The organism is Pseudidiomarina homiensis, from assembly GCF_003987225.1.
GTDB classification, from domain to species: domain Bacteria; phylum Pseudomonadota; class Gammaproteobacteria; order Enterobacterales; family Alteromonadaceae; genus Pseudidiomarina; species Pseudidiomarina homiensis.
Map to the genome: position 1 here is coordinate 1007666 of NZ_PIPX01000001.1, position 15397 is coordinate 1023062.

The following is a 15397-nucleotide window of genomic DNA, read 5'->3' on the forward strand; positions in this document are numbered from 1 at the left end:
AGAACAACCTCATTGACTTAATTGGGGAGGAAACTCGAAGTTTGCTCGAAATACTCAAAAAACCATTGGATAAATACGCCGAAATGCGGGATCAGCAATGACTGCTGCCACCAATCGGTGCCGGCAAGACCGGTAAAACTATCCAAGAAAAACAGTAAGGCGCTGACAATTAAAACACCGCGCAGCGCACCAAACACACCACCAAGCACACGGTCTGTACCGGTAAGTCCCGTTTTGTGAACAAGCTGCCCCATCACGTAGTTCACGACTGCGCCAACAATAAGCGTGGTAATGAATAGCGCCAATGCAGCAACCGCATTACGCACAATGGGATCATCGAGACCGGTGAAATAAGAGGCGAGATCGGCGTAGTACCAACTGGCAACAAAAAACGCCGCTACCCATACGACCAAAGACAAGGCTTCTTTGATGAAGCCGCGTACCAAACTGACTAAAGTCGACAAGCAGATAACAATTAAAATAGCATAATCGATCCAGACCATAAGGAAGTTCCTAAGGCTGTTTAAGACGCGCGCAGTTTAACAGAAAAACAGCTGAAAAACGCCACTTTTTATTTAGCTTTACGGTTCGTAACTGACAACCCGACCGGAAAGACCTGTGAGCTTTTGTAATTCGGGAAGTTGTGCTTCAAGTTCGGCTTCGCTAAGCGCTGGCCCGACGAATAAGCGGGTAAGTGTTTTGCCATTCACTTGCGCCGCTTCGCTGTAGGCAGCAAAGCCATGCTCCTGCAGTTGCTTAATTAGTGCAGCAACCGACTCGGCATTACTAAAGGCGCCTAATTGAATCACATAACCTGGCTCAGACAAGGAGGTGGTTACCGGTTGTGCAGGCTCTGTGTTGACCTCTTCGCCCGCAGGTTCGGCAACGCGAGGCGCATCTTCTGCGGTAAGCTCGACGGTATCAGGCAACGGCTCCATTTCATCAACTTCGATCGGTGTACCAGCGAGTTCTTCACTCGGTAGAACCACGGTTTTCTCAATCACCTCAGCATCAGGTTGCATCGGGATTGCTGCTAACTCTTGCTGTTGCTTCACCTGCTTCCCATCCAGCAACTCTGGCAAAATAATGACTGCTAATGCAATTAAGATGATGCTACCTACGATACGGTTTTGAAGTTGCGACGCCATGCTTACTCCGCTTGAGGAATTTGACTAACAGTGTAAAACGAGCCACACACCAATACTAGTGTTTCTACGCTTTCCCGCTGCGCCTCTGCACAAGCCGCCTGGTAGGCGTCCGCAACCGTCGAAAAGGTATGCACCGATGCAACACTACCGGGCGCCATTTCGTCCGCTAAACGCAAAGCTTTAGCTCCCCTAGGGCCTGCTAAATCGGCGAAAAACCACTGCCCTACCACCGGCGCTAATGCAGCTAATGTACCGCGAATATCTTTGTCGTGGAGCATTCCTACAACGGCCATGATGGTGTAATTGGGAAAGCGGCTGCGGATGTGCTCGGCTAAAAATGTCGCCGCATGGGGGTTATGTGCGACATCCAGTAACACATTTGGTGAGCCGGGACGAAACTCAAGTCGCCCATGTTCACGCGCTGTCTGAAGCCCCTGCTTAATCGCCTGTAAAGACACCGGTAAAGCCAGCTTTTCGAGAGCCTTCAGTGCCGTAGCAGCGTTCGGTAACGGTAGCTGCGGTAGCGGTAGCTGCCGCAGGACACTGGATCGCCCAACGTAATCCCAGGTTTCAGTATCAGCATTGCGCCGATAGTGAAAATCGCGACCTACCCGTGCGGGCTCAATGCCACGCTGCCTTAACTCAGCCAAAACAGTAGCGGGAAAATCAGGCTCGCCGATGATTGCTGCTTTGTCAGGGCGGAAAATACCTGCCTTTTCCCGCGCGATGCTTTCGCGATCAGGACCAAGAAAAGCGACGTGGTCGATACCTACAGAGGTGATCACACCAACATCAGCAGCGATACAATTCACTGCATCAAGACGCCCGCCCAGACCGACTTCTAAAATCCAAACGTCCAATGCTTGCTGCTGTAACAACCAAAATGCCGCCAAGGTACCAAACTCAAAGTACGTCAGTGACGTGTCACCCCGCGCTTGCTCAACCGCGTTAAACGCCTCAACGTGGTACTGTGCATCAAGTTGCTGAGCATTGATGCGCACCCGTTCCTCATAATCCACTAAATGTGGTGAAATATAGACACCGGTAACATAACCTGCGGCGCGCAACATCGTCTCAAGGTAGCGAACAGTGGAGCCTTTGCCGTTGGTACCAGCAACCGTGATCACCTTCGCTTGGCCAGGCGCAATTCCTAAACGTTGCGCGACCGCCTGTATTCGCTCTAAACCGAGATCAATTTCGCTAGGGTGCAGGGCTTCTAAATAGGACAGCCAGGCATCAAGCCCGGCTGTGACAGAAGGTGGTTGAGGTGTTGCGCTCATGAGCGTTTGATCAATACTCGTCCGCCAATGGCGCATGGTGTTGGAACTTCGCCAACAATGCAGCGATGCGGTTACGCATTTGCCGACGATCAACGATCATGTCAACGGCGCCATGGTCCAACAAAAACTCTGCACGTTGAAAGCCTTCAGGTAAAGTTTCACGCACTGTTTGCTGGATCACGCGAGGACCAGCGAAACCAATCAAAGCTTTCGGTTCGGCAATATTAACGTCGCCCAACATAGCTAAACTTGCAGAGACCCCGCCCATCGTCGGATCAGTTAACACCGAGATAAACGGTAGCCCTTCTTCACTCATTCGCGCGAGCGCTGCCGAGGTTTTCGCCATTTGCATCAGTGACATTAAAGCCTCTTGCATACGCGCACCACCCGATGCCGAAAAGCAAATCAACGGAATACGCTCACGTAGACAAACTTCTGCAGCTTTCACAAAGCGAGCGCCAACTACTGATGCCATGGAGCCGCCCATGAACTCAAATTCAAAGGCTACAGCAACCACAGGCATACCCTTAAGTTTGCCCTTCTGCGCAACCAAAGCGTCTTTTTCACCAGTTGCTTTTTGCGCTGCCGCGATACGATCTTTGTATCTTTTTGAATCACGGAATTTAAGAATGTCTTTCGGTTCTAACTCCGCACCAATCTCGCTCGCGCTATCGCTATCAAGAAAGCTCGCAAGTCGACGTCGTGCCGACATACGCATGTGGTGATCGCACTTGGTACAAACATGCAAATTGCGCTCTAGATCTGCGCTGTAAATAATGGCATCGCAACTGGTGCATTTCGTCCACACCCCTTCTGGGATGTTGCGGCGTTTACCACTTTTTGGTTTTGCAAGAATTCGCTCAATCCAGCTCATATCGTGTCTTAATTCTCTGTAAATGACTTCGGCAAAGGCCCTAAATTCCCTGTATTAAAGCATACTCTGCACTGACCTTGCAGTAAAAAGTGGTCTTATTAGTGGTTTGCCTCTGGCAACCACAGGGGCCCGGGGGGCAACACTGGCAGTGCATATTGTTCAGGGTAATCCACCTGAACGAGATACAAACCTTCGGCTTTCGCTGTGGCGGCTGCCAAAGTACGGTCTTGTTTTGCTAAGAGTTCCGCGGGCCATGCTAGCGACTGCTCGCCGCGTCCGACCGCAAGTAAGGTGCCGACGATATTGCGAACCATATGATGCAAAAAGGCGTTTGCGGCAATATCAACGACAATAAAATCTTGATGACGGGTAACATTGATATGCGTAACGCAACGATTTGGCGAATGCGATTGGCATTGTGCAGCGCGAAAAGAGCTAAAATCATGCTCGCCGAGCAGGCCTTGCGCTGCTTGATGCATTTTATCTGCATCAAGCGCAAAGTGGTAATGGCTGACGCCGCGCCCTAAAATGGCCGGACGTAAACGCGTATTGCAAATAATGTAGCGGTAACGTCGACCTGTCGCACTAAACCGCGCACTGAAGTCCTCAGGGACCTGTCGCACCCAACGTACAGCGACGTCGTGTGGAAGGTTGCTGTTGATGCCCATCGTCCAAGCTGCATCACTACGTGGTTCTTGGCTATCGAAATGCACCACCTGACCGGTCGCATGCACGCCGGCATCAGTACGCCCAGCACAAACAACTTCAACGGGGTGGTTTGCAACCTTACTTAAAGCTTTCTCAAGAACCTCTTGAACGGCAACGACCTCGCGCTGCCGTTGCCAACCAAAATACTGACTACCATCATATTCGATACCCAGCGCGAAGCGCGTACTACTCATCGACCGCCCTGTTCAGCTAACTTCTCTAATAATTCTGCCGCATCACGCTCGGCTTCTTCATCACCACAGCCCTTAATACTCTCAAGTAACTCACGTGCATCATCGATTTCGCCCATATCAATATAGACTTGGGCTAAGTCGAGTTTCGCCGCTGGTGACTTGCTTTCATCGAGCATGGCTTCGGTACCTAAATCAATTTCATCAGAATCGCTGCCTTCACCGCCTAAAGCTTCATTGAGCTTCTCTTTATCATAAGGATCTTCTTGCTCTTCACTGGCTTCGGTTTCAGCTTCTTCCATCAAACTTTCAATCGACACATAGTCTTCGTCATCTTGACGCTCTGCTACATCCTTATCGCCAGCTTCATCTTCATCCAGACGCAAGCCGCCAAAGGAATCTAGGGCGTCCTCAAGTTCTCCACGGGTGCGTTGCTCATCATCCAAATCTTGTTGTTCGACTGGTTCGGCTTCAGCAACACGAAACTCAGCAATATCTTCCGCAGGTTCAGTCACTTCCGATTCTGGTTCAGTTTCCTCACTCGGGAAATCCATCGCCAACAGTTCATCGACTTCTTGCGACATCGGATCCGTATCATCATCGCCTTTATCGGTTGCCGAGGATGCGTCCGACGCATCGTTTACATCTTCATCACCACGTTCACGCAAATATTCATCGAGGTCAACATCGGTCACTTCCGCATAGTCGGGTTCTGCGCCTTCTTCTTGCCAATTTGCTGACTCTTCATGTTCTGTTGGCTCGACTTCTGGTTCGACTTCTGTTGCGTCTTCTGCGCTCGCGTCTGGCGCCGAACCACCTTCTTCGATTTCACGATTAACGCGGCGTATGTAGAGCGCAAACCCGATAATACCGAGCAAAATAATCAGCAAGCCGCCAACGATGGCTATTTGCAGCGGCTTCAACAACCAATCGAGCCACGTTTCTTGCTTCCGCTTGCTGATGACCGGCGGTGTCTTGGTTTCTTGCTCAACTTGTTGATTTGCGGTGGTTGTCGCAGGGACAGGCTCCGCTTGCTTCGTTTCGGTGGCTGGCTCAGCGGCAGGATTCAATGTCTCTGGCTCGGCAGCAATGGTGTCGCTGGTGACTTCTTCATTGCTTAATTCCTGCGCCATCAATTCCATTTCTGATGATGCTTGTTGTTCCGCATCAGCTCGGGCACGCAGCTCATTCAGCTCGCGCGTAACCGCAGCTAAACGACTTTGTAGTTCACTATTTTCACCTTGCAAGTTTTCGATCAAGTCGATCGAATCAGACAATTGAGTACGCAGCGCTTGCATTTCGGAAACCGAAATCGCAATTTCATTTTCCACACTGGTATCAGCAACCGGCTCAGAAGCATCGTCGGCGGTTTCCGGTGTTGTTTCTGCCGCATCAGCGGTGGTGTCCGCAGAAACTGCACTGACTGCAGGCTGCGCTGATTTGACAGCTTCACCAACAACCGGGATATCCAAATAGAATCCCGTCAACATAAAGTCCGGACGGTTATCGCGGAAGGCGCGTGGGTTAGCAGCGACAATGCGGTCCATCATATCGAACATACTTACGCCTTGCTGGCGACCATAGTAACCGGCAATACTCCACATAGTGTCGGTGGGTACAATCGGACCAAACTGATCGGGTTGCCAGCGCGAAGCACGCGCCCCCTGTTGCGCTACGGCTACGGCTGAAAACGCCACGACCAGTGCCAATGCTGCCGCTATGATAATCCGTGCCATCACTTTCCCGTCCTTATAGCTGTCATTATTGGAACTAAGTGAAATCAAAAACTTACTCAAATATAGTCTTTTATCAAATGTTCAGCAATTTGAATACTGTTGGTTGCAGCACCCTTGCGTACATTATCCGCCACTACCCATAAGTTGAGGCCCTGCGGATGCGAAATATCATTGCGTACGCGTCCAACAAAAACATCGTCGTGCCCAGTAGCATCGCTAACCTGCGTCGGAAAATCCTCATTGGCATCCAGCAACACCACACCCGGAGCTTGCCGTAAAAGATCCTTTGCTTGTACCGCATCAATCGGCTGCTGAGTTTCAATATGCACGGCTTCGGCATGCCCATAAAACACAGGAACGCGCACGGCTGTGGCGTTCACGCGAATGCTCGGGTCACCAAATATTTTCTGCGTTTCCCACACCATTTTCATCTCTTCTTTGGTGTAGTCATTATCCAAAAACACGTCAATTTGTGGAATGCAATTAAACGCCATTTGCCGCGCAAAAAAGTCGTTTTCTAAGGGGCGCCCATTCATCAAGCTCGCCGTTTGTTGCGCCAAAGCGTCCATCGCTTCTTTACCAGCACCCGACACCGACTGATAAGTTGCCACATTGATGCGTTCAATACCAACCGCATCATAAATTGGTTTCAACGCTACCAGCATCTGAATCGTCGAACAATTCGGGTTAGCGATAATATTGCGATTGCGAAAGTCCGCTAAGGCGTGAGCGTTCACTTCGGGTACAACTAACGGAATATCTTCTTCGTAGCGAAACTCAGAGGTATTGTCGATGACAATACACCCGGCTTCAGCGGCACGTGGCGCAAAGGTCCGTGAAATGCTGCCGCCCGCAGAAAAGAAGCCCAGCTCCACTTGTGTCCAGTCAAACGTGTCGGCATCAAGAACTTCAACGTCTTCGCCTTTGAAAGAAATAGTGGTTCCCGCGGAACGTTGACTCGCCAATGGGAATAACTGTGCAACCGGGAAGTCTCGCTCGGCCAGTAGTTCAATCATATGTTGACCCACCAACCCTGTAGCTCCTAAAACCGCAACATTAAATGCTCGCGCCATGACTGCCCCTTTACTCTATCTGAAATGTTAATTGTGTTAGACGCTTACGCCAGTTTTCGTCCTGCGCCCAAGTTCCTGTTTGCAAGTGTAGCTGACTCAACTCAGCACGCACAGCGTAGTTCCGCCGCAAGGCATCAAATTCAGTGGCCGTCAGTCCAGTTTGTCTTAATAGCTGGTCATCTTGACGGATGTCATACACCTGCAACACCCAATGCGCCAGCGTTTGCCAGTCTGGCGCCTGCGGCGCATGCTGAAGGCGCGACTGACCTTGCGCGTAGCTTTGCAGGAATCGTTGAAAACTTGGCAATTGTAGAGCTAAGCCTTGATCCGTCAACCACTTTTTCAATAGTTGCCAGCTCCCACCAAGCTTACCGGCAAAGCTGTGTCCAGCGATATGTGGCGTTGCTAAGGACACTCTCTTTACCACTTCTTCATGCAACTGCGGCTCATGTTCCCATACATCAAGTACCACTTGGAGTTGTGTATCCTCACGCAAGTGCGTCAGCAATGCCTGTTCGTCGATCACAGGCCCGCGACTAGCATTAATGAGCATTTTCTTCTGCTCAGAAGCAGTAAAGGTCTCGAGCGCACGAGCATCAAACAAATGGTGGGTTGCATGCTCACCCTTCGTAACCAATGGCACATGAAAACTGATAACTTGCGACGCGAGCACCCGTTGCCAGTCTGCATGCACATGGGTAGCACCTTGCGCAACAAGTGGAGGGTCATAGTAATGCACTTTCAACCCTAGTCCGGTCAAACGCTGTCCAGCCGCAGTCCCAGTATTGCCAGCACCAACAATAGCGACTTCACCGTTAGGCAGGCTACCGTTTTGTAAGCTTAATGCCGCCACCGCACTTACAACATAGTCGCCGACTGCGTTTGCATTCACCCCTGGGCAGTTGTGAAAGCGTATTCCAGCTGCTTTGAGCGCAGGTCTATCAACATGATCGGTGCCAATGGTGGCTGTTCCCAGCCACTTCAAGTTTGGCGCGTGGGCGAGCAAGCCAGCATCAACCGTCGTCACTGAGCGGATAAATAATGCATCAGCGCGTGCGAGCAGCTCCATAGGCGGTTGCCGTTCGCTATAGGTACTCACCTCTAGCGGCGTCGAAGCCTGCGTGTTTAACACTTCGATAAGACGGGTAAAGCCAGGTAGGTTGGCATCGGCAACAAGTAACATAGACCTTCGCTGTCACAGCAAAAACGATAAGGCTAGCATACAAAAAGGTGCGCCATGGCGCACCTTTTTATTCATCGCTACACTTTGGTAAGTCTAGCCGTGTTAGTTCTGATACTTACGCAATACCAAGGTTGCGTTGGTGCCGCCGAAGCCAAAACTATTCGACATCACAGTCGTCAATTCCGCTGGTTGCATTGCGGTTACGATGTTCATGTCTTGTGCTGCTGGATCTAAATTCTCGACGTTAATCGAAGGGGCAACAAAGCTATTGTTCAACATCAACAGCGAGTAGATAGCTTCATGCACGCCCGCAGCACCAAGTGCGTGACCGGTCATTGCTTTGGTCGCACTAATCAGCGGTGTTTGCTCTGGGAACACTTCACGAATCGCTTCAAGTTCCTTGGTATCACCCACCGGCGTGCTGGTACCGTGCGTATTCAGGTAATCAATCGGGGTATCGACTGTCGACATTGCCATTTGCATGCAACGCACGGCGCCTTCGCCCGATGGAGCAACCATGTCATAACCATCCGACGTTGCGCCATAACCGACGATTTCACCATAAATCTTCGCACCACGAGCCAAGGCACTTTCAAGCTCTTCGATAACCAAGATACCGCCACCACCAGCTGGGACGAAGCCATCGCGATCGGTATCGTAAGTACGTGAGGCTTTACTCGGCGTATCATTGTATTTGGTGCTCAGCGCACCCATGGCATCGAATTCCATACCTAGGGTCCAGTGCAGTTCTTCACCACCGCCGGCAAAGACACGATCTTGCTTACCAAATTGAATAAGCTCAAGAGCATGACCGATACAGTGTGCAGACGTCGCACACGCCGAACTAATGGTGTAATTCACACCTTTAATTTTAAATGGGGTAGCTAAACACGCAGAAGTGGTTGATGCCATACAGCGTGGAACCATGTAAGGCCCTACCCGCTTAACACCTTTTTCGCGCAAGATGTCGGCTGCTGCCACTTGGTGTTCACCAGAAGCGCCGCCGGAACCGACCACCAAACCTGTACGTGGATTGGACACCTCGTCTTCATTCAAACCTGCATCTTCAATAGCTTGCGCCATGGCCATGTAGGCATAAGCGGCAGAATTCCCCATGAAGCGGAATGCTTTACGATCGATATGATCAGCTGGGTTGGTACGTACCGGTCCCCAGACTTGGCAACGCAAGCCCATGTCGGCAAATTCTTGAGAAAACTCGATACCAGAGCGGCCTTGTTTAAGGGACTCTAGTACTTCTTGTTGGTTTAAGCCGATACTGGACACAATGCCCATACCGGTTATCACTGCTCTTCTCATTCTGGTTTCCTGTCTTGCTGAGCGCCTGTGTATGGTAGCTGTTCTGAATAAAAAAGTGGTCTGCTTTCCGCAATATTACCGAATTATTGTTACACTATTGCGCACTATCCATATGCCAGTGTACGGATGTCCTGTGACCGATTCCACTCACGCTCAAATACATTTTAATGAATTCGGTATGCCCGTGGCGACCGCCTTCGACGATATCTATTTTAGCAACCAAGATGGGTTGGCCGAAAGCCATTACGTCTTTTTACAGCATAATGATCTCCCGCAGCGCTGGCAATCACACCCACTCGATACCTTTGTCGTTGCCGAAAGCGGCTTTGGTACTGGCTTAAACTTTCTCGCCACTTGGCAATGTTTTTTAGAGCATGCGCCAACTGCACTTAAGCTACATTATATCTCATTTGAGAAATTTCCTCTGCGCCAAAGCGATTTACAGCAAGCACTAAGTGCTTTTCCACAGTTGCAAGCGCTTGCGCAAGAACTGATACAGGCCTACCCGGCCGCAGAACCGGGTTGTCATCGACGCGTATTTGCCAACGGTAGAATAATCCTCGATCTTTGGCTCGATGATATTCACGCTGCTCTCCCACAGTGGTTAGTACACGCGCAACAAAGTGTCGACGCGTGGTACCTTGATGGTTTTGCACCTGACAAAAACCCTGACATGTGGCGCGCATCATTGTACGAAGCCATGGCTAGCAGCGGCCGTCCGGGCGCTACCTTTGCAACCTTTACCGCCGCCGGAGCGGTACGACGCGGACTTCAAGCTGCCGGTTTCGCCATCGAAAAAGTGAAAGGTTTTGGCCGCAAAAGAGAAATGTTACGAGGCCATTTACCCGTTGCACAAGACCATGCCACCACAGCATCAAGCGCGACCCCACGGGAAGTGACCGTGATCGGTGGCGGCATCGCTGCGGCATGCACTGCCTTCGAATTACAGCAAGCCGGTTATCAGGTCAAAGTGATCAGTCCCGCAATTGCAGATGGTGCCTCGGGCAACCCTCAAGGAGCTGTGTACCCGCTCCTTCATGCGGAGCGCAGTCCGCTCGCTGAGTTTTTCACGCAAGCCTTCGGCTACGCCTGTCAATTTTATGCGCAAAACTGTGCGCAAGACTGGTATCCCTGTGGCGTCGTACAATTGGGATATACCTCAGCACGCGCCGAACGCTATACGAAAATCAGTCGGTCTACGGATGAGCAAGGCCCCGGTTATGCCCCGCAAACCGTCCGCTATTTAACTGCAAGCGAAACGCAAGCACTCTGGTCTGCGTTGCCAGCTTACCCGAGTCTCTGTTATCCGCAAGGTGGGTGGTTACGTCCGGCGGCTATCGTTGCGCAGCTACTTAAGGACTGCCACGTCGAACACCAACTACTTGCCAACGTAGAGCCACAAGCACAAGGCTGGCAGCTTACTTTCGCCGATGGGTCAACACGTCACAGCCAAACCGTCGTGCTCGCCTGCGGTGCGGCACTGAAACAGTTGCTCGAATCCTTTGCGGTGCAACTACAGAACGTGCGCGGACAAGTCACCCAAGTCGCCGCGACCGCAGTAACCCAACACTGCCCGGTGGTGGTGTGCTACAAAGGCTATTTCACCCCAGCAGATCAAGGTAGGCATTGTGTGGGTGCGACTTATGCGCGGGACAGCGAAGATTGCCGAACACGCTCCATAGATCGTGACGAGAATATGGACAACCTGCGTGCTAATTTAGCACCGGCAAACTGGCCTCACGAACTCAAGCCGATAGCCGATCGCGCGGCGGTGCGTAATACCACTCGGGACCACTTGCCGATGGTCGGTGAACTCGCACCGAACTTATGGGTGATTGGTGGTTTAGGTTCGCGAGGATTTACTGCGGCGCCGTTAGCGGCTAGCACCCTCGTTGCAGCGCTGCAGGGCCAGCCATTACCAATGCCCGCAAGCCTTTGGCAACGACTGCAGCCGCAACGTTTGCAAACACGCTAAGCGGCAGCCTGTTCCAGACGTGCAATCATGTCGGCAATGTGCTGCTGGTCTGCGGGGGCTAATTCATGTTTGGTTTGTTCGACGGCAGCGCGCAAGGTCGGCAAAACCGCCTCAGCCTTGGCCTGTTCTTGCAGTTCAAGTTGCGCGACAACTAAATCAAAGTGACCACGCAAATAGCCGCTGGCAAACAATTCATCATCAGTACCTTCGGCTACGGCTCGGTCAAAAACCTGCTCCAAGCGCTCAATATAAAGTGCAAAATCCTGCTCTGCCACGCTGTCTACCTCGCTTATGACTTATTGGTTAGCTATCAAAGGTTAGCTATGAAAGGTTAGCTATGAAATTAGCTCTCACCGTGAAGCGGCGTAGGATACCACATGGCACACGCAATCTGATACACTTAGCACCATCATGTTTGGCAATAGCAACACACCGAAAAGGAACCCAGCGCAGTTATGACGGCAGCGACCCCACTTCCCCAGATTGGTCTGTTTTATGGCTCAACCACTTGTTTCACAGAAATTGCCGCGGAAAAAATTCAGCAGCAATTCCCAGCCGGACAAGTCGAGTTGTTCAACATCAAGGATGTGCCATTGCAACACGCAGAAACCTTCGACGTGCTGATCTTCGGTCTCTCGACCTGGGACTTTGGTGAGATCCAAGAAGACTGGGAAAGCCATTGGGAAGAAATTGCCGCACTTGATCTTAATGGTAAAGTCGTGGCGTTGTTCGGCATGGGAGATCAAGTCGGTTATACCGATTGGTTTCAAGACGCACTTGGCATGCTGCATGATGAACTGGCCGCCAGCGGCACCGTTCGCATCGGTTTTTGGCCAAATCAAGGCTACGACTTTGCCGCATCAAAAGCACTCACAGAAGATGGCGAGTTTTTTGTGGGGCTCGCCCTCGACGAAGATAGCCAATACGAATTCAGTGATGACCGTATTGCGCAGTGGGTTGCGCAAGTCAAACAAGAGCTAGCCGAAGTCTTAACCTAACGCTATTCCGCTAGTCTTCCAACTGCAAGCGTTGCCGCCAAAACAAACAACGTTCGGCGGCCTCGTGCTCGGTATACGGCTGCCGCGGCGAGTGCCCCCACACTGGGCCCGGCCATGCTGGGTCTTGCGGATGACGCAACACCACATGTATATGCAGTTGCGCGACCACATTGCCAAGTGCCCCCACGTTTAGTTTAGCCTGCGGTTGCCACTGTTTTAAGGCACGACTTACTTGCTGAATTTCAGCAGCCAACTGTACTTGCTCCACCTCTGGAAGCTCCAGAAATTCGACCACTAAAGGCTTTCGGGGCACCAAAATCAGCCAGTCGTAACGCACATCATCAAACAGCAACACCTCACACAATGGCAATGCACCTAGTCGCAAAGTATCGTGCGCTAACCGCTGATCGAGGGTGAAGGCATTACTTTCATTCGCAGGTTTGTTATAACCCATACATGACTCTCTTATTCTTCATGCTTTCTTTAAGGACAACCTCATGAAACACTTCATGTCGGCATTGCTGGTTATGGTTTGTTGGCTTGCGAGTAACACGGCGTACGCGAACACCCCAACCATCAATGAATTTACCGAATCGATGCAGCCCCACCAAGGCTTTTTTACTTTTTATCATGATAGCCAGAACGGTAACGTGTATCTGCAAGTACCGCGAGCACCACAAAAGTTTATTTTCCAAACCAGCCTACCATGGGGCTTGGGTTCCAATGACATCGGACTCGATCGTGGGCAACTTGGAGCCACCCGACTCGCGAGTTTTTACTTGGAAGGTAACAAAGCACTGTTAATGCATCACAACACCTTCTTCCGCGCCAATTCGGATAATACCGCCGAGCGGACGAGTATCGATGAAGCCTTTGCCGACTCAGTGATTGCTGGTTTTAGCGTGGTTGCAGCGAATGAGACAGCCGTGCTCATTGACTACACGCCTTTCCTACTCAGTGACACCCATGGCGTTGTTCAGCGCTTGCAACAAACCGAACAAGGTAGCTATAAAGTTGCCGCGGATCGCAGTGTGGTTTATCCAGCGCGCAGTAAAGCTTTCGTCGACAATACCGAGCTGGAGGCGAAGGTCACTTTTAGTGGACAAGGTAAAGGTCGCTATGTGCGCCAAGTTGCACCGGATGCTGATCACCTAACCCTACACCTGCATCATTCGTTCATTCGCTTGCCTGACGACAATTACACGCCACGTGAGTTTCATCCACAAAGTGGCTTCTGGGCTGAAGAGCATCGCGATTACGCAGCACCGCTAGGTCAGCCCATGGCGGTAAAATACATTCCTCGTCATCGTTTACAAAAAGGCGAGACCATTACCTATTACCTTGACCCAGGGGTGCCCGAGCCCGTCCGCACCGCTTTGCTTGATGGTGCGCGCTGGTGGCAGGATGCGTTTGCGGCAGCCGGTCACCCGAATGGCTTTGCGGTGAAAGAATTACCCGCCGCAGCTGACCCCATGGATATTCGCTACAATGTGATTCAGTGGGTCCATCGTGCCACCCGTGGTTGGTCTTACGGTTCATCAGTCATCGACCCGCGTACTGGTGAGATACTTAAAGGTCATGTGACTTTAGGGTCATTACGTGTGCGTCAAGATATGCTTATCGCGCAAAGCCTATTAGCCCCTTACGCCGATGACTTTACTCCGGAACAACAAGAGCAACTCGAAAGTACCATTAAAGCCATGGCGCTGGCACGAATTCGCCAGCTATCAGCGCATGAAGTGGGTCACACCCTTGGCATTGCGCATAACTTTGCCGCCAGCAGCCGCGATCGCGCCTCGGTGATGGATTACCCACATCCGCTCATTAGCCTAAGCACTGAAAACAATGGCCTTACCCTTGCCGGCGCTTATGCCGAAGGCATTGGTCTATGGGATAAACAAGTTGTGCGTTATGGCTATGGCGACACGTCCTTAAGCGCCATTCTGGATGAGAATCAGCAACTTGGCTTAAGCTTTATTTCCGACGCCGATGCACGGCCCGCTGGTGGCGCCCATCCCGATGCGCACCTCTGGGACAATGGCAGCGATGCCGTTACTGAATTGGAGCGGGTTTTGGCCGTGCGCCGTACCGCACTGCAACAATTCGGGCTCGCCAACCTAGCGAATGGCGCCGTGGTTAGCGACCTGCGTACCCTCTTGGTGCCGCTGTATTTGCTGCACCGTTATCAAACCGAAGCCGCGGTAAAAATGCTCGCTGGTGTGCACTACAACTATGCAGTGAAGACCGCGGACAGCAGTGCCGCAGATGTAGCTACGCGACCAGTCAATGCAGCACAGCAACAGCGAGCTCTCGCCATTCTTACAGCGACCTTGACCACCGAACATTTGCAGCTACCACAGGCCGTTGAGAAATTATTATTGCCGTATGCCTATGGCAGCAGCGCTACCCGAGAGAATTTTACTGGGTATACGAGTTTGGTACCGGACGCAGACACCATGGCGGCCAGTACCGCCCGTTTCACCCTGCAGTTATTGTTAGATCCAGCTCGCCTGGAGCGCTTAGCGCAACAACAACGATTTGATGCCGATATCCCGTCTGTCACCGACGTACTTGCGAGCATCGCCACTGCAGCGATCGCACCAGCGCACAAGGTTAATGCCAGTAGCACCGAACAACGTTTGGCTTTTGAGGCATTGACGGCAGTAGTTGAGCTCTCTACAAAAGCACCGACGGGTGTCGTCAAATCAGCGACCTTCGTGTTTTTGCAAGAGCAACTCGAGCGCTGGCAACAGCAACCCGTAAGTGCGCATCAGCGTTTCATTGTGCGCGCTTTGCAAGGCCTCTTACATGAACAACGCGACTGGCCACTGACACCAGCTCCAGCTTTGCCGCCGGGCTCGCCCATTTAGGCTGATTACTTAGCAAAAAAAAAAGCGCCCTGCATCGCAGCGGC

14 protein-coding genes are annotated in these 15397 nt (G+C 51.6%); 3 read left to right on the plus strand and 11 right to left on the minus strand.

Annotated elements, in window-relative coordinates; all coding sequences use genetic code 11:
- Positions 1–17: 17 nt before the first annotated feature.
- The 9 genes from CWI70_RS04910 to fabB all read right to left on the minus strand — a co-directional run bounded on the left by CWI70_RS04910 (position 18) and on the right by fabB (position 9510).
- The gene (locus CWI70_RS04910) at positions 18–503 is read right to left on the minus strand and encodes a CvpA family protein (RefSeq protein WP_126771059.1); all 486 of its coding nucleotides are present in this window, start codon (positions 501–503) and stop codon (positions 18–20) included.
- Positions 504–581: 78 nt separating this feature from the next.
- On the minus strand, positions 582–1148 hold the full coding sequence (locus CWI70_RS04915) for an SPOR domain-containing protein (protein WP_126771060.1): 567 nt from the start codon (positions 1146–1148) through the stop codon (positions 582–584).
- A 2-nt stretch (positions 1149–1150) separates the two neighbouring features.
- Positions 1151–2428, minus strand: coding sequence for a bifunctional tetrahydrofolate synthase/dihydrofolate synthase (gene folC, locus CWI70_RS04920; protein ID WP_126771062.1), 1278 nt, complete (start codon positions 2426–2428; stop codon positions 1151–1153).
- Positions 2429–2438: 10 nt separating this feature from the next.
- Positions 2439–3302 carry an acetyl-CoA carboxylase, carboxyltransferase subunit beta gene (gene accD / locus CWI70_RS04925; protein ID WP_126771064.1) on the minus strand — a complete coding sequence of 288 codons (864 nt, stop codon included), beginning with the start codon at positions 3300–3302 and terminating at the stop codon, positions 2439–2441.
- Between the two features lie 98 nt (positions 3303–3400).
- Positions 3401–4204: a tRNA pseudouridine(38-40) synthase TruA gene (truA, locus tag CWI70_RS04930; RefSeq protein ID WP_126771066.1), complete on the minus strand. Its 804-nt coding sequence runs from the start codon at positions 4202–4204 to the stop codon at positions 3401–3403.
- The gene (locus CWI70_RS04935; RefSeq protein ID WP_126771068.1) at positions 4201–5937 is read right to left on the minus strand and encodes a FimV/HubP family polar landmark protein; all 1737 of its coding nucleotides are present in this window, start codon (positions 5935–5937) and stop codon (positions 4201–4203) included. Before CWI70_RS04935 ends, truA begins: the two co-directional genes overlap by 4 nt.
- Positions 5938–5993: 56 nt before the next feature.
- Entirely contained in the window at positions 5994–7010 is a 1017-nt protein-coding gene (locus CWI70_RS04940; protein ID WP_126771070.1) for an aspartate-semialdehyde dehydrogenase, read from the minus strand.
- A 10-nt stretch (positions 7011–7020) separates the two neighbouring features.
- The gene (locus CWI70_RS04945) at positions 7021–8193 is read right to left on the minus strand and encodes a 4-phosphoerythronate dehydrogenase (protein WP_126771071.1); all 1173 of its coding nucleotides are present in this window, start codon (positions 8191–8193) and stop codon (positions 7021–7023) included.
- A gap of 102 nt (positions 8194–8295) precedes the next feature.
- Positions 8296–9510, minus strand: coding sequence for a beta-ketoacyl-ACP synthase I (gene fabB, locus CWI70_RS04950; protein WP_126771073.1), 1215 nt, complete (start codon positions 9508–9510; stop codon positions 8296–8298).
- A 133-nt stretch (positions 9511–9643) separates the two neighbouring features.
- Here fabB and mnmC point away from each other — a divergent pair, with 133 nt between their 5' ends.
- A complete protein-coding gene (gene mnmC / locus CWI70_RS04955) occupies positions 9644–11485 on the plus strand; it encodes a bifunctional tRNA (5-methylaminomethyl-2-thiouridine)(34)-methyltransferase MnmC2/FAD-dependent 5-carboxymethylaminomethyl-2-thiouridine(34) oxidoreductase MnmC1 (protein WP_157980867.1) in 1842 nt (613 codons plus the stop codon).
- Here mnmC and CWI70_RS04960 read toward each other — a convergent pair.
- Positions 11482–11760: a YfcL family protein gene (locus CWI70_RS04960; RefSeq protein ID WP_126771077.1), complete on the minus strand. Its 279-nt coding sequence runs from the start codon at positions 11758–11760 to the stop codon at positions 11482–11484. The genes mnmC and CWI70_RS04960 overlap by 4 nt on opposite strands.
- A 180-nt stretch (positions 11761–11940) precedes the next feature.
- Between CWI70_RS04960 and fldB the strand changes: the two genes are divergently transcribed.
- Positions 11941–12483 (plus strand): flavodoxin FldB, encoded by a 543-nt coding sequence (gene fldB, locus CWI70_RS04965; protein WP_126771079.1) that lies wholly within the window; start codon positions 11941–11943, stop codon positions 12481–12483.
- 10 nt (positions 12484–12493) lie between these two features.
- On the opposite strand, the gene CWI70_RS04970 is transcribed toward fldB, so the two are convergent.
- Complete coding sequence (locus CWI70_RS04970) at positions 12494–12937, minus strand: HIT domain-containing protein (RefSeq protein ID WP_126771081.1); 444 nt, start codon at positions 12935–12937, stop codon at positions 12494–12496.
- A gap of 43 nt (positions 12938–12980) precedes the next feature.
- Here CWI70_RS04970 and CWI70_RS04975 point away from each other — a divergent pair, with 43 nt between their 5' ends.
- Positions 12981–15353 carry a zinc-dependent metalloprotease gene (locus tag CWI70_RS04975; RefSeq protein ID WP_126771083.1) on the plus strand — a complete coding sequence of 791 codons (2373 nt, stop codon included), beginning with the start codon at positions 12981–12983 and terminating at the stop codon, positions 15351–15353.
- Positions 15354–15397: the final 44 nt, after the last annotated feature.

Excerpts from the sequence above, each read along its gene's own strand:
- CWI70_RS04910 (WP_126771059.1), bottom strand. The coding sequence starts at position 503 with ATGGTCTGGATCGATTATGCTATTTTAATTGTTATCTGCTTGTCGACT.
- truA (WP_126771066.1), bottom strand. The coding sequence starts at position 4,204 with ATGAGTAGTACGCGCTTCGCGCTGGGTATCGAATATGATGGTAGTCAG.
- CWI70_RS04935 (WP_126771068.1), bottom strand. The coding sequence starts at position 5,937 with ATGGCACGGATTATCATAGCGGCAGCATTGGCACTGGTCGTGGCGTTT.
- accD (WP_126771064.1), bottom strand. The coding sequence starts at position 3,302 with ATGAGCTGGATTGAGCGAATTCTTGCAAAACCAAAAAGTGGTAAACGC.
- CWI70_RS04945 (WP_126771071.1), bottom strand. The coding sequence starts at position 8,193 with ATGTTACTTGTTGCCGATGCCAACCTACCTGGCTTTACCCGTCTTATC.
- fabB (WP_126771073.1), bottom strand. The coding sequence starts at position 9,510 with ATGAGAAGAGCAGTGATAACCGGTATGGGCATTGTGTCCAGTATCGGC.
- CWI70_RS04975 (WP_126771083.1), top strand. The coding sequence starts at position 12,981 with ATGAAACACTTCATGTCGGCATTGCTGGTTATGGTTTGTTGGCTTGCG.
- CWI70_RS04940 (WP_126771070.1), bottom strand. The coding sequence starts at position 7,010 with ATGGCGCGAGCATTTAATGTTGCGGTTTTAGGAGCTACAGGGTTGGTG.
- fldB (WP_126771079.1), top strand. The coding sequence starts at position 11,941 with ATGACGGCAGCGACCCCACTTCCCCAGATTGGTCTGTTTTATGGCTCA.
- CWI70_RS04970 (WP_126771081.1), bottom strand. The coding sequence starts at position 12,937 with ATGGGTTATAACAAACCTGCGAATGAAAGTAATGCCTTCACCCTCGAT.
- CWI70_RS04915 (WP_126771060.1), bottom strand. The coding sequence starts at position 1,148 with ATGGCGTCGCAACTTCAAAACCGTATCGTAGGTAGCATCATCTTAATT.
- folC (WP_126771062.1), bottom strand. The coding sequence starts at position 2,428 with ATGAGCGCAACACCTCAACCACCTTCTGTCACAGCCGGGCTTGATGCC.